General features: G+C 54.4%; 18 protein-coding genes. 16 read left to right on the forward strand and 2 right to left on the reverse strand.

The window, feature by feature from the left end; genetic code table 11:
• Positions 1-19: 19 nt before the first annotated feature.
• The 6 genes from NST84_RS10310 to NST84_RS10335 all read left to right on the forward strand — a co-directional run bounded on the left by NST84_RS10310 (position 20) and on the right by NST84_RS10335 (position 4,654).
• Entirely contained in the window at positions 20-325 is a 306-nt protein-coding gene (locus NST84_RS10310; RefSeq protein ID WP_342565488.1) for a hypothetical protein, read from the forward strand.
• A 919-nt stretch (positions 326-1,244) separates the two neighbouring features.
• Complete coding sequence (locus NST84_RS10315) at positions 1,245-2,459, forward strand: M14 family zinc carboxypeptidase (RefSeq protein ID WP_342565489.1); 1,215 nt, start codon at positions 1,245-1,247, stop codon at positions 2,457-2,459.
• Positions 2,460-2,565: 106 nt separating this feature from the next.
• On the forward strand, positions 2,566-2,817 hold the full coding sequence (locus NST84_RS10320; protein WP_342565490.1) for a hypothetical protein: 252 nt from the start codon (positions 2,566-2,568) through the stop codon (positions 2,815-2,817).
• Positions 2,818-2,951: 134 nt separating this feature from the next.
• Complete coding sequence (locus NST84_RS10325) at positions 2,952-3,254, forward strand: heme biosynthesis protein HemY (RefSeq protein WP_039871960.1); 303 nt, start codon at positions 2,952-2,954, stop codon at positions 3,252-3,254.
• A 39-nt stretch (positions 3,255-3,293) separates the two neighbouring features.
• Positions 3,294-3,536 (forward strand): DUF1450 domain-containing protein, encoded by a 243-nt coding sequence (locus tag NST84_RS10330; RefSeq protein ID WP_039871963.1) that lies wholly within the window; start codon positions 3,294-3,296, stop codon positions 3,534-3,536.
• A gap of 293 nt (positions 3,537-3,829) precedes the next feature.
• On the forward strand, positions 3,830-4,654 hold the full coding sequence (locus NST84_RS10335) for an aldo/keto reductase (RefSeq protein ID WP_342565491.1): 825 nt from the start codon (positions 3,830-3,832) through the stop codon (positions 4,652-4,654).
• Positions 4,655-4,768: 114 nt separating this feature from the next.
• Here NST84_RS10335 and NST84_RS10340 read toward each other — a convergent pair whose 3' ends face one another.
• On the reverse strand, positions 4,769-5,908 hold the full coding sequence (locus NST84_RS10340; protein ID WP_342565492.1) for a class I SAM-dependent RNA methyltransferase: 1,140 nt from the start codon (positions 5,906-5,908) through the stop codon (positions 4,769-4,771).
• Between the two features lie 190 nt (positions 5,909-6,098).
• On the opposite strand from NST84_RS10340, the gene NST84_RS10345 reads away from it, so the two are divergent.
• Positions 6,099-6,728, forward strand: a complete 630-nt coding sequence (locus NST84_RS10345; protein ID WP_342565493.1) for an O-methyltransferase — start codon at positions 6,099-6,101, stop codon at positions 6,726-6,728.
• A 16-nt stretch (positions 6,729-6,744) separates the two neighbouring features.
• Here NST84_RS10345 and NST84_RS10350 read toward each other — a convergent pair whose 3' ends face one another.
• Complete coding sequence (locus NST84_RS10350) at positions 6,745-7,965, reverse strand: MFS transporter (protein WP_342565494.1); 1,221 nt, start codon at positions 7,963-7,965, stop codon at positions 6,745-6,747.
• A 240-nt stretch (positions 7,966-8,205) separates the two neighbouring features.
• Here NST84_RS10350 and hemE point away from each other — a divergent pair, with 240 nt between their 5' ends.
• The 9 genes from hemE (at position 8,206) to NST84_RS10395 (ending at position 18,260) form a co-directional block, all read left to right on the forward strand.
• Positions 8,206-9,267 carry a uroporphyrinogen decarboxylase gene (gene hemE, locus NST84_RS10355; protein ID WP_342565495.1) on the forward strand — a complete coding sequence of 354 codons (1,062 nt, stop codon included), beginning with the start codon at positions 8,206-8,208 and terminating at the stop codon, positions 9,265-9,267.
• A 19-nt stretch (positions 9,268-9,286) separates the two neighbouring features.
• Positions 9,287-10,237, forward strand: a complete 951-nt coding sequence (gene hemH, locus NST84_RS10360) for a ferrochelatase (protein ID WP_342565496.1) — start codon at positions 9,287-9,289, stop codon at positions 10,235-10,237.
• Positions 10,234-11,685 carry a protoporphyrinogen oxidase gene (hemG, locus tag NST84_RS10365; protein ID WP_342565497.1) on the forward strand — a complete coding sequence of 484 codons (1,452 nt, stop codon included), beginning with the start codon at positions 10,234-10,236 and terminating at the stop codon, positions 11,683-11,685. The genes hemH and hemG overlap by 4 nt, the downstream gene beginning before the upstream one ends.
• 327 nt (positions 11,686-12,012) lie before the next feature.
• Positions 12,013-13,329, forward strand: a complete 1,317-nt coding sequence (locus tag NST84_RS10370; RefSeq protein WP_342565498.1) for a CapA family protein — start codon at positions 12,013-12,015, stop codon at positions 13,327-13,329.
• Positions 13,330-13,419: 90 nt separating this feature from the next.
• Positions 13,420-14,151, forward strand: a complete 732-nt coding sequence (locus tag NST84_RS10375) for a glycerophosphodiester phosphodiesterase family protein (RefSeq protein ID WP_342565499.1) — start codon at positions 13,420-13,422, stop codon at positions 14,149-14,151.
• 39 nt (positions 14,152-14,190) lie between these two features.
• Complete coding sequence (locus NST84_RS10380) at positions 14,191-14,814, forward strand: fumarylacetoacetate hydrolase family protein (protein ID WP_342565500.1); 624 nt, start codon at positions 14,191-14,193, stop codon at positions 14,812-14,814.
• Between the two features lie 19 nt (positions 14,815-14,833).
• The gene (locus tag NST84_RS10385; RefSeq protein WP_342566393.1) at positions 14,834-15,634 is read left to right on the forward strand and encodes a DUF92 domain-containing protein; all 801 of its coding nucleotides are present in this window, start codon (positions 14,834-14,836) and stop codon (positions 15,632-15,634) included.
• 61 nt (positions 15,635-15,695) lie between these two features.
• Positions 15,696-16,316 carry a TetR/AcrR family transcriptional regulator gene (locus NST84_RS10390; protein WP_342565501.1) on the forward strand — a complete coding sequence of 207 codons (621 nt, stop codon included), beginning with the start codon at positions 15,696-15,698 and terminating at the stop codon, positions 16,314-16,316.
• Positions 16,317-16,352: 36 nt separating this feature from the next.
• The gene (locus tag NST84_RS10395) at positions 16,353-18,260 is read left to right on the forward strand and encodes an ABC-F family ATP-binding cassette domain-containing protein (RefSeq protein WP_342565502.1); all 1,908 of its coding nucleotides are present in this window, start codon (positions 16,353-16,355) and stop codon (positions 18,258-18,260) included.
• The last annotated feature ends 36 nt before the right edge of the window (positions 18,261-18,296 follow it).

Raw genomic sequence — 18,296 nt, forward strand, 5'->3', positions numbered from 1 at the left:
AAATGGACAAGTGCGCGGAATGAGAGGCAAAAATGTCTTTGATTTCGGGCAAAGTCGGCGAATGGGCGAAATGAGAGGCAAAAATGCCTTTGATTTCAGGCAAAGTCGGCGAAGGGGCGAAATGAGAGGCAGAAATGCCTTTGATTTCGGGCAAAGTCGGCGAATGGGCGAAATGAGAGGCAAAAATGCCTTTGATTTTGAGCGAAGCGGGCAAATATGCGATATGAGAGGCAAAAATGCCTTTGATTTTGGAGCCGCCTTTCGCCAACGTCTCGACGCTAGGTCATTCGGCTCAACCAGCGTTTTTGCCGCCAAACACATTTAAGTTAGTCAACTAACGTAAACAACCGGATACATTTGAGCTACTCAATCAACCTCTTCGTATCCAGACACATACGAGCTACCCAATCAACCTCTTCATATCCAGACACATTTGAGCTACCCAATCAACTTCCTCGTCGCCAAACACATTTATGCTACTCAACTAACATCCTCATATGCATACATATTTAAGTTATCCGAACCAACGCCCTGCCGCAGCCTTATTTAAGTTATTGAACCATCGCCAGTCGTATTGACAAGTTTAGCTACCCGAACCAAGTCCCTCTGCCAGCCTCATACAAGTTGCCCAACTATGATAAGTTACCTAAACAAGTATGTGTTACCAACCAGTATCCCACCGCCAAACACTTGTTAAGCTACTCAACCAACGTCTTTGCACACAAGCGCATTTGATCTCTCCGGACTAACGTACTACCACACAACCCCTTTTGGGTTCCCGAATCAATGCCTTGCTAAACAGACATTCAAGCTAACCTCACTTAAATAAACTGCCCCTAACAAAACGAGCTATCTGCTGTGACTGCCATTTTAACAATCCTTCATCTTTCACCAGGCCCTGCTGTTCACAAAACATCATGCCGATCTATCACAGTCATTTACCACATCCATTTGCAAAACCCCACTACCGTCCATTGCATGTCCTGCTCACTCACCTGTCACATACTCTGCGCTCCCACCTGTCACTTACGACACATCCACTTACAAGTATTCCTGTTTACCCGCTCCCATCCGTTATTACCATCCAATCATTTGTATGCGGTTACATTATTTATCGCTGACAGGCTATTCAGGGAGCTTTTCGTTCATGCCGGGTGCCGGGGGCTGCATACAATAAAAGGAGGCTGTGTCCCTTAGACTTGGCGGGGATGACGGCAACTAGAGAGTCTGAGAGGATGAGGCATATGCAGCAATATATTGCCCGCAAGGGAGATACAGTCGGCCGGATTGCCGCCAGGCATGGACTTACGCCGGAGCATGTCATTCAGGGAAACCCGTGGGCCGGGGGGCAGCCCTACCTGTACCCTGGGCAGGTTCTGTTCCTGCCTTCGGCCCCGCGAAAACGATACTCTGTCCAGGATGGGGACAATGCGGTGTCCATCGCTGCCCTGTTCGGCGTCGGTATAGCAGAGCTGGAGCTGCTGAATCCGGGCGTTACTTCCGGCCGGTGCTGTGTTCCGGGCAAAGTGCTGGTCATCCCCCAGTCTGCACCGGACAGCATAGTTGCAGTTAACTGTGAGTATGGACCCGTTCAGGCCGAGGAGGATATCAGGCTGCTGACGCAAAAATATCCCTTTATCACCGCCAGTAACATTGGAACAAGTGTGTTAGGCAAACCGCTGCACCTCCTGCGGATCGGCAGCGGCTCCCGCCATCTGCATGTGAATGCTGCGCTGCATGCCAATGAATGGCTGACCTCGCCTTGTCTGATGTCATTTATAGAACAATATGCAGAAGCTTATGCAACCGGCAGTGACTGGAACGGGCACGATCCGGCGCAGTGGTACGCAGACTGGACAATTTGGGCTGTACCGATGGCCAATCCTGATGGTGTAGAGCTGGTGCAGGAAGGGACGCTGCCGGGCCATCCCTATTACGCGGAGCTGATGAAATGGAACTGCGGCCGCCGCAGCTTCCGGCACTGGAAAGCCAATATCCGCGGCGTGGATCTCGGCGACCAGTTCCCCGCCCACTGGGAGAAGGAACGCGAACGCCGGCAGATTCCCGGGCCTGCTCCGCGTGACTACAGCGGTCCGGCACCGCTCAGCGAGCCGGAAGCAGCGGCACTCGCCGCACTTGCCGAGCGTTATCCGGGGGAAGCTGCCGTTTCCCTCCACAGCCAGGGGGCTGAAATCTACTGGAACTACCGGGGATATGAACCGCCGGGAAGCAGGGAGCTGGCGGCGCGGCTGGCGGCGGCAAGCGGCTACCGGGCGGTAGAGCTTACCGGAAGTGATGCCGGTTATAAGGACTGGTTCATCCAGCAGTTCCGGAGGCCGGGCTTTACAGTTGAGCTGGGAACAGGCAAAAACCCGCTGCCGCTGGCGGATTACGAAGATGCTGCACTGGAAACCGGGCTTATTTTAGCGGAAATCCTCTCGAATTTGCATAAAAATTGAAACAATAGCTGCAAATTTGCGTAATATAACAGCAAAGGGTACGGCCGCAAATCTAATTTCAATTGCTTCGCGGCCGTGTCCTTTTCTAAAGGGAGGAATGAAATCTATGAAACTAAGAAAACTGCTGTCACTGAAACAGTGGTCTCATATATTTGGAAATACCTGGAGGTACATCAGCTCGCCTGCAGTCACTATGGGGGACAAGCTGCTTTTTACTATTCCTGTGCTGCTGTACTGGGTTTTGCCTGACGTGATGCCTTTTATGCCGGTTGATGACATCGGGGTCACGATGCTGCTGATGGGCTGGTTTGTCTCACGTATGGACCGCAAATATCCTTCCTTAAGGGCCGGAAGATGAAAGTTTAAAGAATTTTGACGGTTTTTCATCCGTATAACCGCTCTCTTTTGTCCGGGAAGGTTGCTTTTACAGACGGCTTTCCTTAAAATGAATTATTGAGGTTTTAAAGTAGATGCAGAGGAGATGGATGAGAGATGAACGTCAAAATTACCCGCAATGCGGCTAAAGTTATAAAAAAAACCATGGAGCTTGAAGGCAACAGCGAGCTTAAGCTGCGCGTAGCGATTACGCATGCCCACGGCGACCACGCCCACTATGGTCTTGATTTGGACACGCCTAAAGAAAATGACATCGTGGTTTCCACCGACAAAGACATCGATGTTATTCTTGACCCGAACCAGCCGCTGCTGGACGGTGTGAAGATCGATTACTTGTATCTCCCGGAAGAAGGCTTTGTCATTACTAATCCGTCCAAAGGCAATCACGGCGACCACTAAACCGCTGCTGTAAATAAGGACAAGAAGAAGGGTTGCTCCATGGCTAACGAGATACAGATTTGTGATCAATGCAATCACACCAGAATGAAGACAATTATGCCCAAGCTGCGCAAGATGGCGCCCGATGCCGAGATCAAAGTCGGCTGCAAGTCCTATTGCGGACCTTGCGGCAAACGGGCCTTTATCTATATTAACGGACGTTATGTAAGTGCTCCTACTGAGGATGAGGTGCTGGCGAAGGCGGAAGCTTTTGTAAAGAAGCCGGCGGCAGTTAAGGAATAAATTCAGATATCGGGCTGCCGGTTGGACCGGCATACCTGAGCAGAAGTCTCCGCTTCCGGGCGGAGGCTTTTTTTGTGGCCTGCAAAATCTCCTGATTTTGGACCAGACTATGACACGTGTTATAATAGACAGGTTGTTGAATGGATTTTTAAAATATAAGGATTTACAGGTTGCACCTCATAAATGATCCTTATATTTCTCGCAGAAACGGAAACCGTCCCTTAAAGGACGGCAAAGCCGTTTCTACTTGCATAGGCGGCAGCCGCCAATAGTTGAGGAGGGAATGAAACGGTATGAAGCATCTTAATGGCAGCACGGTTCTGAATAACGGGGTTCATATGCCCTGGTTTGGTCTGGGCACGTTTAAAGCAGAGGGGGCCGAAGTGGCTAATGCGGTAACAACCGCACTTGAGCTGGGTTACCGGAGCATCGATACTGCGGCAGTATATGGCAATGAGGAAGAAGTCGGCCAGTCCATCGCAGCAAGCGGAGTGGCACGCGACAGCCTTTTCGTTACCACGAAAGTATGGAATTCGGATCAGGGCTATGACCGGACGCTACAAGCTTTTGACACCAGCTGCAAGAAGCTTGGTCTTGATATGATTGACTTGTATCTGATTCATTGGCCGGGCAGGGATAAATATAAAGACACCTGGCGTGCACTGGAGCGCTTATATGAAGAAGGCCGTGTGCGGGCCATCGGCGTCAGCAATTTCCAGATTCATCATCTGGAGGAGCTGCGCAAAGACAGCGGGATCGTGCCTGCCGTTAATCAGGTGGAGCTGCATCCGCGGTTTATCCAGAAGGAGCTGCATGACTATTGTGTCCGGCACCAGATTCAGATTGAGGCCTGGGCGCCGCTGATGAAGGGCAGACTGCAGGATAACGAGCTGCTGCAGGGTATCGCCGGTAAGCACGGCAAGACCGTATCCCAGGTGATTTTGCGCTGGGGTCTGCAGAACCGGATTGTTATTATTCCGAAATCGGTTACCCTGTCCCGGATCAAGGAGAACAGCGAAATCTTTGATTTCGAGCTGACAGCTGAAGAAGTAAGTGCTATTAGCGGACTGGATGCCGGTGAACGGATCGGGACTGATCCCGACAAGCTGATGTTCTAGGCTGGTTAAGCACAAGCACGGCTAAGCCATGAAATATAACGCACATTAAGTAATAAAAAGAGCCTTAGACCCGAACAGCGAAGCTGCGGTGGTCTAAGGCTCTTGAGCGGTCCCTTATTGCTGATTACGCGGCGGGAGCGGGCCCAGGTACTGATAGTACTGGCACTCGATCCGGCCGTTGTAGAGCTTGCGGCGTTTGTCGGCTTTGCGGCCGTAGTACTGCTCGAATTCCTTGTAGGGACTGATCGCGAAGAAGGACCAGGTCGGCAGGTACAGCATCATCTCGCCGAACTGGCGGGTCAGCTTCTCCACTTCCTTGTCATTGCTGATCCGCTCGCCGTAAGGCGGGTTCGTGATGATACAGCCGTATTCGCCTTCAGGACGCGCCTTAGCGGCGGCCATATGCTTGAATGTGATCTCGCCGGCCAGGCCTGCGCTTTTGGCAGCAGCTTCGGCAATCTCGATTGCTGCCGGATCAATGTCGGTACCTGTCAGCTGCAGCGGGTAATCATCACGTACAGCATCAAATGCCTCGTCGCGGGCTTCTTCCCATAGACGCTTCGGAATCTCCGGCCAGTGCTCGGACGGAAACGAACGGCGCAGGCCCGGTGCAATATTCCAGGCGATCATCGCTGCCTCAATCAGGAGCGTGCCGGAGCCGCAGCACGGATCATACAGCGGCCGGTGGCCGTTCCAGCGGCTGAGCTGGATGAGGGCGGCAGCCATTGTTTCCTTCAGCGGCGCTTCAGTTGCCTGGCGGCGGTAGCCGCGCTTATGCAGCGCAGGACCGGTGGTGTCCAGCGTAATCAGGGCGATGTCGTTCAGCAGAATGACTTCGACCACATAACGCGGGCCATTTTCCGGGAACCATTCCGTCCGGTAGGACTGCTTCAGCTTCTCGACAATCGCCTTCTTGACAATCCCCTGGCAGGCGGGTACGCTGGTAAGCTGGGATTTGTGGGACCGTCCTTCCACCGGAAACTCGCCGTTCTCGGGAATCCAGTCTTCCCAGTTAATAGCCTTGACGCCTTCAAACAGTTCGTCGAAGGTCCGGGCGGGGAATTGGCCCATTTTGATTAAGACCCGGTCAGAGGTACGCAGCCATAAATTACAGCGGCAGATATCAATAAGATCTCCGCTGAACAAGACCCGGCCGTTCTCGGTTGTGGTCTCATAACCCAATTCGTTTAATTCGCGTGCTACTACAGCCTCCAGCCCCATTGGGGCTGTGGCGATTAGTTGTAATTTACCCAATTTGTGTTCAACTCCGTTTAGCTTGTAGATGGTTGCTCCCAGCCAGTACAATAAGAAAAGCAGACAGTTAAAGAGGTACCCTGTGCCCTCTTCATCCTATACATGCATACGCTTAGTAAAGCTTGGCCTGTCCAATCCTTATAAGTATAGGGGAATGCGCGGGACTTCACAATATCAAAGGAGAATACATATGCTCAATCAGGAAGAATACAGTGAAATGTTGTACCAGGAAGACGAATTATTGCTTGAGGTAAAAAAAGCGATTGTGTCTAGCGGCATGCCTGAGGTCTCCGTTGCCCCGGGTTACGGACGGCTGCTGGCCATGCTCGTCCGCCTCTCGCGCTCCACGCGCATTCTGGAAATAGGCGCGCTGGGCGGATACAGCGGCATCTGCCTGTGCCGCGGCTTCGCCGGCGGAGGGCAGCTGACTTCACTTGAACTGAAGGCAGAATATGCGAAGCTGGCGCAGAGCCATCTAACCAAAGCCGGCTTCGGTGAAGCAGTAGAATACAGGATCGGCCCTGCACTGGACAGCATGAAGCAGCTGGAAGCGGAGGGCCGGACCTTTGATTTCTTTTTTATCGATGCGGATAAGCTGAACTATGCGGACTATCTGGAGTATGCAATCCGGCTGGCATCGCCGGGGGCAATTATTGCCGGAGATAATATTTTCCTGCGCGGCCGTACGCTGAATCCGGAACGTAATGGACCTGCGATCCAGGCGGTGCGGAGCTTCAATGAACGGATCGCCAGTGATGAACGGCTGATCAGCACCCTGCTGCCGGCTTACGACGGACTGGCCCTGGCGATAGTGAAGTAGGCACAGAGCCACAGCCTTAGCGGAACCATTGATGCCGGGCCGGCTTGTACAGCTTGAACCTTACCCAGACTGTATTAATCAGCAGGAAGCCGCCGGAGATGATGAACAAGCCTTCAATGCCAATATAACCCGACAAAAAACCGCCGATTACCGCACCAAGCATATTGCCGAGGGCCAGCGTGCTGCTGTTGAAGCCGAAGGCCCTGCTTTCTTTTCCGTCAGGAGTATAGGAGCGGATCAGTGCATTCACACTCGGCAGCAGTCCTCCCATAAACACACCCATCAGGAACCGGACCACAATCAGCTGCCACACACTGGTCACAAAAGCCTGCGGAATCAGGAACAGCGCGGCTCCAATTAACGCATACGTCAGTATGCGGTGGGCACCGACCTTGTCGCTCAGCTTGCCTAATAACGGAGAGGCCAGCATGTTGGAAATCCCGGTTACCGCGCTGACCATTCCCGCCCAGAAAGCGATATTAACGGCCGAGCCGTGCAGCTTTTCCACATAAATCGGCAGCAGTGACATCGGGCTGATCATCGCAAACTGCAGCAGAAAGGTTACACCGAACAGGGCAGGCAGCTGCGGCACCTTGGCCAGCTCCCTGAAGCCCTCAAGCACAGACACCTGCGGCACTTTGGCTGCTTCTACACGGTTGAATTTTTCTTTTACCAGGAACAAGGCTAGCAGTGAGGCTACAAACAGCAGGGCACCGACAACATAAAAAATCGGGCGGAACCCGATCCAGTCAGCAAGAAGGCCGCCGATAAGCGGTCCCAGGATAGTCCCGGCCACCGATCCTGACTGCATCAGACCCATGGCAAAGCCCATACGGTGCTTGGGTGTCGTACCTGACACCAGAGCAATAGAGGCCGGATTGAAGCCGGAGATCGTTCCGTTTAACAGCCGGAGCAGCAACAGCTGCATCGGAGTCTGGGCGAAGCCCATCAGCACGATGACGATGGCCATGCCGAAGCTGGAGCGCAGCAGCATGATTTTGCGGCCGTATTTGTCGGCAAGCTTGCCCCACAGCGGCTGGAATATAAATGAGGTCAGGAAATTTGCGGCAAAAATAAGTCCGGCCCAAAGTCCGATCGCCCTGTCGCCCGTAACACCCAAATCTTTAGCGAGATAAAGGGACAGGAACGGGGTAATCATAGTCATACCGGCATTTACAAGAAACTGGCCAAACCAAAGCACCATGAGGTTGATTTTCCAGGTCTCCCGATTCTTCAAAGTGCTTTCACTTCCTTTCAGCAGATTCAGAATGTTTGCGAAAAATATTCACGAAAAATTGACATTCTATCAGTATATCATAAAATTCAAGCTTCCCGGTGCAACACTTGTCATAGTAATGTCATTGGATTGTCATTCTAGGGCGGTGAGAACGGTTGTTACCATCTTTTAAAAGGGGCATAATAAGTTATATGCGTGTGCAACTATTCTATCAAATCTAAAGCTAATGGAGATCTTATCATGACCTACAATGACACTTTTATCCGCGCCTGCAGACGGCAGGAGACGGACCACGTTCCCGTATGGTACATGCGGCAGGCCGGCCGTTATGATCCCGAGTACCGTAAAATCAAGGAGAAATACTCGCTGCTCGAAATTTGCAGCCAGCCGGAGCTTGCGGCTGAAGTAACCTTGATGCCTGTGCGCAAGCTGGGTGTGGATGCGGCTATCCTGTATTCCGACATTATGAATCCGGTAGCTTCAATCGGTGTGAACTTTGACATCGTGAAGAATATCGGCCCGGTCATCGAGAACCCGATTGCGACCGCTGCCGATGTGGACCGGCTGAAACCGATCGATGTTGAGGGGGATCTCGGCCATGTGCTGGAGACAATCGCTATTCTCGACAAAGAGCTTGATGTGCCGCTGATTACCTTTGCCGGCGCTCCTTTCACAATTGCCAGCTATTTAATTGAAGGCAGACCTTCCAAGAGCTATCACCGGACCAAGGAAATGATGTTCAGCCAGCCCCGCGTCTGGGAAAAGCTGATGGATAAGCTGGGCGATATGGTCATCACTTATCTGCGTGCCCATGTAAAGAGCGGCGGCAAGGCGTTCCAGCTGTTTGACAGCTGGGTCGGCGCACTGGCTCCGCGTGATTTCGAGCGTTACGTGCTGCCAACGATTTCCCGTATTTTTGCCGAATGTTCGGATCTTGATGTACCGAAGATTTATTTTCCCGGCGTAAGCTCAGGAGAGCTCCTGCCAAGCCTGAAGGGGCTGCAGACCGATGTAATCGGACTGGACTGGCGTGTAAGCCTGACTGAAGGCAGACGCAGAATCGGAGAGGGCTATGCTGTCCAGGGGAACCTTGATCCATACCTGCTGACTGCACCGATGGAGCTGCTCAAGGAACGGGCGAAGGATCTGATTGACGAGGGAATCCGGGAGCCGGGATACATTTTTAACCTGGGGCACGGCTTATTTCCCGAGGCTTCGCTGGATACGCTAAGAGAGCTGACGGAATATATCCATGACTATTCGAAGCAGGCGCTGAAACAGGCGGCCAAGCCGCAAATCTAATAATTAGGAGCTGGAACTCATGACTGCAAAAATTGGTGTACTTGTGATGTCTTACGGCACACCCGAGAGCCTGGACGGAGTAGAGGCTTATTACACTCATATCCGGCGCGGGCATGCTCCGAGTGCAGAACAGCTCAAGGAGCTGAAGGACCGTTATGAAGCGATTGTCGGAGGCGTATTCCCGCTGCGGGAAAATACGGACCGGCAGGTTGAAGCGCTGCAGGAAACGCTGAATCAATCAGGCGGAGATGTACAATATGTGTGTTATCAGGGCTTGAAACACGCGCAGCCTTTTATCGAGGACGGCGTGGAGGCGATGGTGCGTGACGGCATCAATCAGGCGGTTGGTATTGTACTGGCCCCGCATTTTTCGGTAATGAGTGTGGGAACCTACATTAAACGTGCCCGAGAAAAAGCGGATGCCTGCGGGATCACCATGGAATTCGTGGAGAGCTACCACCTGCATCCTGAGCTGATCGATGTACTCAGCCGGCGGGTGTCGGCCAAGCTGGACCAGTTCGAAGAGACCGGCGCGGCACGCGGGGACGTCCGTGTATTGTTCAGCGCCCACAGCCTGCCGGAGCGGATTCTGTCGATTGGCGATCCGTACCGGGACCAGCTGCTGGCTACCTCGGAGGCGATTGCGGAGCAGACCGGTGTAACCAACTGGCAGTTTACATGGCAGAGTGCAGGCAGAACGGCAGAGCCGTGGCTCGGCCCGGATATTCTTGATACGCTGCGCGAGCTGGCGAAGAGTGAAGTGAAGTATGTTTTGTCGGCGCCGATCGGATTCGTATCCGATCATCTGGAAGTGCTGTACGATCTCGATATTGAAGCCCAGGCTTTGGCTTCAGAGCTGGATCTGCGTCTCATGCGCATCGAGTCACTCAACAGCGACCCGGCTTATATGTCTGTACTTAGCGATGTAGTCCGTGCGAAAGCGGGCGAATTAAAGGTGAACCAGCCATGACCGGTTCCCGCCGCAAAGTAGTAATTATCGGCGGAGGCCTCAGCGGCCTCAGCGCCGCTTTTTATGTGCGCAAGTATTACCGGGAAGTCGGCGTGCAGCCTGACATCGTGCTCCTGGAAAAAGCAAACGTCCTCGGCGGCAAGATCGAAACGCTGCAGCGCGAGGGCTTCGTTATCGAGAAAGGCCCGGATTCCTTCCTGGCCCGAAAAACAGCAATGGTCGAGCTGGCTCAGGAGCTGAAGCTTGACCATGAGCTGGTAACCACCAATCCTAATGCCAAGAAGACGTACATACTGCAAAAGGGCAAGCTGCATCCGATGCCGGCAGGCCTTGTGCTTGGCATACCCACTGAGCTGAAGCCGTTTCTGCAGAGCGGTCTGGTCTCCTTCGGCGGCAAAATGCGGGCGATGCTCGATTATGTACTTCCGCCGCGCCGCAGCACCGAGGATGAGTCGCTTGGCGAGCTGATTGAGCGCCGGCTGGGGACAGAGGTGCTGGAGAATATGACCGAGCCGCTGCTGGCCGGCATTTATGCCGGTGATATGCGCAAGATCAGCCTCCAGGCCACCTTTCCGCAATTCGGAGAGGTAGAGCGCAAGTACGGAAGCCTGATCCGCGGAATGACCACCGGCCGCAAGCCGGTGGAGACCCATACCGGGACGAAGAAGAGCGCTTTTCTCACGTTCCGCAAAGGATTGCAGAGCCTTGTGCAGGCGCTGATCCAGGAACTGCATGATGTTGAGCAGCGGACCGGAACGGCTGCGGCAGCGGTTCAGGAGAGCGGAGTGCCGGGCGCACCGCGCTATGCCGTGCAGCTGGAGAGCGGGGAAGTGCTGCAGGCGGATGATGTTTTCGTTACGGTTCAGGATTTTGCCGCTGCCGGCCTGCTCCGTCCGCATGTTGACGTGGCGCCGCTGGAGGACGTTAACTACGTTTCTGTAGCCAATGTAGTATTAGCTTTTGCCAAGAAGGATATTGTTACGGAATATGACGGCTCGGGCTTTCTGGTTCCCCGCAAGGAGGGCCGCAATATAACAGCCTGCACCTGGACCTCAACCAAGTGGCTGCACACCAGCCCGGATGATAAGGTGCTGCTGCGCTGCTATGTCGGACGCTCCGGAGACGAGCAGAACGTCGAGCTGCCGGATGAAGCCCTGACCGAGCTGGTGCTGAAGGATCTGCGCGAGATCATGGGGATTACCGCCAAACCGCTGTTTGCGGAAATCACCCGGCTCCGCCGCTCCATGCCGCAATATCCGGTCGGCCATCCGGCCCGGATTGCGGGCCTTCGCAGCGAGCTGGCGCAGAAGCTGCCCGGTGTATACGCTTTTGGCGCAGGCTATGATGCCATCGGCCTGCCGGACTGCATCAGGCAGGCGAAGGAGTCAGCCGGTGCTGCGGCTGCTACTCTCAAAGGCCAGACCGAGCTTGAGCCGGCGGCCAGATAAAGGAAACGGTGAAGCCGGGCTTCACCGTTTTTTTGTATTTTGAAGGGCAGCAGTGGGGGCGGCGGGTAAAAGTCCCGTTGCTTTGACCCGATCGCCCCGGCCGGGCTCATGCTTGTCCTATAGGGTGTTTTGCTAGATTAGCACCAGCCTTTGTAAGGTTTGGAGGGCTATGTATCAGATATGCTATAATAGAAACACTTTTATATATAAAGGAGATTATTTGTACTCATGCTTCCACCGCGATCCCAGAGTGAAGAGAAAGACAATCATAGCAGAAAACGCCGGCGCAGACCGGCTTGGGCATGGATTAACGTAAGTCTATTATTGTTGATTACCGCTATGCTAGCTTATTATTTTGCGGAAGACCGCAGCAGCCGTCCTGCCGCAGAACCTCCGGCGGCAGAGAGCACAGCCTCTCCGTCACCATCGCCATTATCGACGCCGGAGCTTCCGGCGGTTCAGCCGGCTGCAACGGCTACACCGCAGCCGGAGGCCACAGCAACCCCGGAGCCGACGGCAACGCAGACCCCGACGCCGGAGCCTACTCCAGAGGCAACCCCATCACCTACGCCTACGCCGGAGCCGGAGGTAACGTCGTCACCGGTGCCTTCACCAGAGGATAGTGAGCCTGACCAGGGAAGCAATGCTGCCCAGGGCGGCGCAACTTCCGGTTTGCCCGAGAATGCCGGCGGTCAGACGGTTACTTTAAATTTTGCCGGAGATGTGATCTTTGCCGGTAAGGTGGCAGAGCTGCTGCAGAAGCAGGGCTATAATTATTCCTACTCTGCACTAGACGGAATGTTCAAAAAGGATGATCTGACGGTTGTAAATCTGGAAACACCGATTACGACCGGCGGCGTTGGCGCCGCAAACAAACAGTATGTATTCAAAGGGGCTCCAGAGGCACTGGATGCGCTGAAAGCCGCCGGTGTGGATGCGGTCAATCTGGCCAATAATCATACGCTGGACCAGGGGGAGCAGGGTCTGCTGGACACCTTGAAACACCTCAATACACGGGGGATTCCTTACGTCGGTGCCGGAAAAAACAGCAAGGAAGCTTATACCGCCCAGTATTTTGAACGAAACGGCATCAAAATTGCCCTGCTGGGCTTTACCCGGGTAATCCCGGAGAGTAACTGGACCGCCGGTGCCAGCAAACCTGGTCTGGCTGCTGTCTATGACAGCACAGAGGCACTCAAAACAATTGCCGCTGTGAAGAAAAAAGCCGATATCGTTGTGGTAGTGGCCCACTGGGGAAAAGAGCGGGTGGAGCAATATGACTCCACGCAGCAGAAGCTGGGACGAAGCTTCATTGATGCCGGAGCCGATTTAGTTATCGGGGGGCATCCGCATGTCCTCCAGGGTATTGAACCGTATAAAGGCAAGTGGATTGCCTACAGTACGGGGAATTTTATTTTTACCCGTTCCGCAACGCCGGCAACATGGGAAACAGCGGTCTTTCAGGCGGAGTGCAGCATCAAAGGCCAATGCTCGTTGACGCTGCATCCGATGGATGCCGAACTGGGCCGGCCGGTGCCGATGAATGATGCCGACGGACAGCTGCTGCTGAACAAAGTGCAGTCACTGTCTGCAGGCCTGATCCGGATCGGCAATGACGGCCGTGTTACCCAGGCAGGCAGATAAACGACAGCCGGCGGCTTTCGCTCCATTTCATAGGCTGCACTTATACCCGCTGCCGTAGACAGACTACTTCTGCTGGAGGGATTGATGCTGATGCAAAACATATGTGTAGCCCACCGCGGTTTTTCCGGCAAAGCCCCGGAGAATACATTAGCTGCTGTACGCATGGCACTCGCCCTGCCTTTTGTCAGCTGGATGGAAATTGACGTGCAGCTGACCAGGGACGGTGTGCCGGTCGTGATTCACGACTTCACGCTGGACCGGACGACAAACGGGCACGGCAAGGTGAAAAATATGGATTTTGAGCCGATGCGGCGGCTGGATGCGGGGGGCTGGAAGGGGCGCGCTTTTCGCGGAGAGAAGGTGCCTTCGCTGGAAGAAGTGCTTACGCTAGCGTCCGGCAGGCTGAAGCTGAATATTGAACTCAAGACAAGCGGCGATATGTACCCCGGCCTGGAGAAGGCTGTAATTGATCTGATCAACTCCAAAGGTATGCGCGATGAGGTTGTTCTGACCTCCTTCGATGCAGGAGTCCTGAAGCGTGTAAAAGAGCTGGATGCCCGCTTCCGCACCGGACTGATCTATGATTCCCGGCTGGGTGACCCTGCGCGCAAGGTGAAGGAGCTGGATTGTTCCTTTCTCTCGATCAGCTTTGCCCGGATTAACCCGGTCCTGGCCAGGCTGCTGGCCGAGCGGGGGGTCAAAATGATGGCCTGGACGGTGGACAAAGCCAAGGAAATGCGCCGTCTGGCTGAGATGCACTCGGACATTATGATTTGTACGAACCGTCCGGATATCTGGGGCGACACTTTTTTGGAAGCCTGAAGAGATTTTCAATTTAAAGGGAAGAGAGCTGAAGTCAAAATGGCTGCTGATATTAATAACGTATATTGTGTTGGACGTAACTACGTTTTGCATGCGGAGGAGCTGGGCAATAAGGTCCCTGAGGAGCCGCTGATTTTTTTGAAGCCGTCCCATGCTGCGGTACCGCTGGATAAGGCTATCATTCACCTTCCGCAGGATGCAGGGATGATTCATTATGAAGGAGAGCTGGTGCTGCGCGTTGCCCGTGACTACGTTCCCGGTATGAGTGTCGAGGAGCTGGTGGACGTAATGGCGCTGGGCCTGGATTTTACACTGCGTGATGTACAGGATGATCTGAAGAAGAAGGGACTGCCCTGGACAGCGGCAAAAGGGTTCAAAAATGCGGCTCCGCTCACGCCGTACATTGCTTTTCCCGAGCAGGAGGAGCTGGAGTCTACTGACTTTACGGTCCGTAAAAACGGGGTCGAGGTGCAGCGCGGAAATGTACAGAATATGATTTTCTCTCTTCAGAAAATTGTTGAGTTTATAGCTGCCAGATACGGACTCGGCAAAAATGATCTGATTTTTACAGGTACGCCTGCCGGAGTCGGACCCGTAGTATCGGGGGATTCCTTCGAGCTGTTCTGGGGTGAGCGGCTGCTGGGCACCTGCATCATCGGATAAAGGAGCTGGCCGTTAAATGGTGTCTTGGATCATTGGCGCATTGGGCGCTATGCTGGTGGCAGGGGCGGCTTACCGTAAACATTCGCTCAGCTTCTCTGGCGCGATCGCTGCTTTTGTAATGGGGACGGTTTATTTCGGGGCAGGCAATGCGTTCTGGTTCGGCATTCTGCTGATCTTTTTCATTTCCTCCAGCCTGCTCTCTAAGCTTCATCATGAGAACAAGGCGGAGCTTGAGCTGACTTATGACAAAACAGGCACAAGAGATGCCGGGCAGGTGTTTGCCAACGGCGGAATGGGCATGCTGCTGGTTCTGCTGAACGCGGTGTATCCGCTGGAGCTGTGGGAGCTGCTGTTTATCGGCGTCATGGCTACCGTCACCTCCGATACGTGGGCGACCGAGATCGGTACGCTGGCTAAGCGGCCGCCGCGTTCTGTGCTGACCGGCAAGGTGCTGCCGGCCGGCACTTCCGGCGGCGTCTCACTGCCGGGCACGCTGGCCGCCGCAGCCGGCGGAGTCCTGATCGGTGCAGCCTCCTGGCTGCTGCAGGCGGTCTCCGGCATGGAAGAGCGCCCGTTCCTGCTGCTGACGCTGGCAGGACTGCTGGGCGGGCTCGCCGGCGCGTTCGCCGACTCGATCCTGGGGGCCACAGTGCAGCGGATGAACCGCTGCACTGTATGCGGCCGCGAGGTGGAGGCCTCGCGGCACTGCGGACAGCCTGCTGTGCATGCCAGAGGCTGGCGCTGGATGAACAATGACGCCGTCAACGCGCTTAGTACGCTGGCCGGCGGGGCTGCCGCCCTGCTGGTCCGCCTGCTCTGACCGCAGGCTGGCTGACCAGCTCCGCAAGGGGCGGGGAGATTAAGATGTGGAGGTGAACCGGTTGGGCAGCACAGTAAGTCACAAGCATACAGCCATTCTTGATGCTGGCTATGAACTCTTCGGTTCAGGAGGCTTTTACGAGACGAAGATGTCGGAAGTGGCCGAGAAGGCAGGGATTGCCAAAGGAACGGTCTATCTGTATTTTAAAAGCAAGGAAGAGCTGTTTCTCGCTGTCACCCGGCGTGATTGTGAAGGGTTCCTGGAGCAGCTGGATTTGAAACTGAAGGGGTGCGGCACTCTGCAGGAACAGCTAACCGTTATTGCAGAACACCATCTGATGTATTATTACGAGCGCAAGCAGCACACCAAGCTGTTCTTCCGGGCGCCGAACAATCATTCGGAGCTGATGGCCTATATGGCGCAGTTTATGGAGGAGTACATGCAGGCTGTGATGAAGGTTATGCAGGACAGCGGTGCTGCAGAGCCTGAGCTTTTGGCGGAATCCTATATCGGTACGCTCGACAGGCTCAAAATGGATATCATGCTGCGTCCGGGCTTTACGGAGGCGGATGCGCGCAAACGGGCGGAGTTCGCCGCAGGATTGTTTATCCACGGGGCGCTCGGCAGTCTGAAGGAAGCGCAGGAACAGGTACAGCCTGAACAAAGACAAGATGAAGCGTAATCCGCTACTAAACTATGAGGCAAGTGAGGACAGAGCATGAATATTATGACAGTGGAGCATCTTTCCAAAAGCTACGGGGAGAAGGTGCTGTTCCAGGATGCCTCGTTCGGCATGGATGAGCGGGATAAAATCGGTGTAATCGGTGTGAACGGAACCGGCAAATCAACCTTTTTGAAAATAATCGCAGGCCTCGATACGGCTGACGAAGGACAGATTGCCATCAGCAATGATGTGCGTGTCCAGTATCTGGCCCAGAACCCGCCTTACGAGCCGGACAATACGGTACTGCAGCAGGTGTTTGCAGGCGATGACCCGGATCTGCGGACGATGCGTGAATATATGGAAATCCTCAGCGGACTGGAAAAAGACCCCGCGAATACCGGGCTGGAAGCAGCCATGGTACGGGTCGGCCAAAAAATCGACGCTGCAGGCATCTGGCACCTGGAGAGCGAAGCCAAAACCGTGCTGACCAAGCTGGGCATTACACGGTTTGATGCGCTGATGGGTACGCTGTCCGGCGGTCAGCGCAAGCGGGTAGCGCTTGCTGCCGCCTTGATTACCCCTTCAGAGCTGCTGATTCTGGATGAGCCTACCAACCATATTGATACCGATTCGGTGGCCTGGCTGGAGCAGTACCTGCAGAAACGCCGCGGTGCGCTGCTGATGATTACGCATGACCGCTACTTCCTGGAGCGGGTGGCCAGCGTAATGCTGGAGCTGGACGGCGGCCGCCTGTTCCGCTATGAAGCGAACTATTCGCGGTTTCTGGAGCTGAAGGCCGAGCGCGAAGAGCGTGAAGCATCAGAGGAGCAGAAACGCAAAAATCTGCTGCGCACCGAGCTGGCCTGGATCCGCCGCGGAGCCAAGGCTCGTACAACAAAGCAGAAGGCGAGAATTGACCGGTTCGAAAAGCTGAAGGATAGTGTGGGTGGCAGCTCCGCCGGTTCCATGGATATTTCGGTGGCTTCAACGCGGCTGGGACGCAAGATTATTGAGATGAAGGATCTGACCAAGTCGATGGACGGCCGGACCCTGATCAAGGACCTGACTTATATTGCTGTTCCGCAGGACCGCGTCGGTATTGTCGGCCCGAACGGCAGCGGCAAATCGACGCTGCTTAACCTGATCGCCGGCCGGCTGCAGCCGGACAGCGGTGAGGTACAACTGGGCGCAACGGTTAAGCTCGGCTACTTCACCCAGGAGCATCAGGATATGGATGATACTATGCGTGTCATTGAATATGTAAAAGAAGAAGCGGAGATCGTACGTACAGCAGACGGAAGCGTTATTACAGCCGGCCAGATGCTGGAACGCTTCCTGTTCCCGCCTGCGATGCAGTGGACCCCGATTGCCAAGCTGTCCGGCGGCGAAAAAAGACGGCTGTACCTGCTGCGTGTCCTCATGGGCGCACCCAATGTGCTGCTGCTGGATGAGCCGACAAATGACCTGGACATCGGAACATTGGCGATACTGGAAGACTATCTGGATGAATTCCCCGGCGTAGTCTTTACCGTATCCCATGACCGCTATTTCCTGGACCGGACGATTGATAAGCTGATCGCGTTCGAGAACGGTTCAATCCGGCTGCATGTCGGCGATTATACCGAGTATGAGGAATGGCTGGCCAAAAACGTGCCGGCCTCTGTGAAAGAAGGGGCTGACAAACGGAGTGCGGTGCCGGAACCCGCTGCTGCGCCACAGGCCAAGGAGAAGATTAAGTTCACCTTCAAAGAGCAGAAGGAATATGAAACAATCGACGAAATGATTGAGCAGGCCGAGCAGCATCTGGTTGATATTTCCGCGAAGATGGAAGCGGCCTTTGCCGATTCGACCACCCTGCAGGAGCTTGTTGATAAGCAGAAGCAGGGCGAGGCGGAGCTGGAGCGCCTGATGGAGCGCTGGACATATCTGAATGAGCTGGCGGAGCGGATTGCCGGTAAATAGTTCCGGCGCTGCGGACAGCACATTGTACATCAGGAG

Source organism: Paenibacillus sp. FSL R7-0345 (assembly GCF_038595055.1).
GTDB lineage: Bacteria > Bacillota > Bacilli > Paenibacillales > Paenibacillaceae > Paenibacillus_AQ.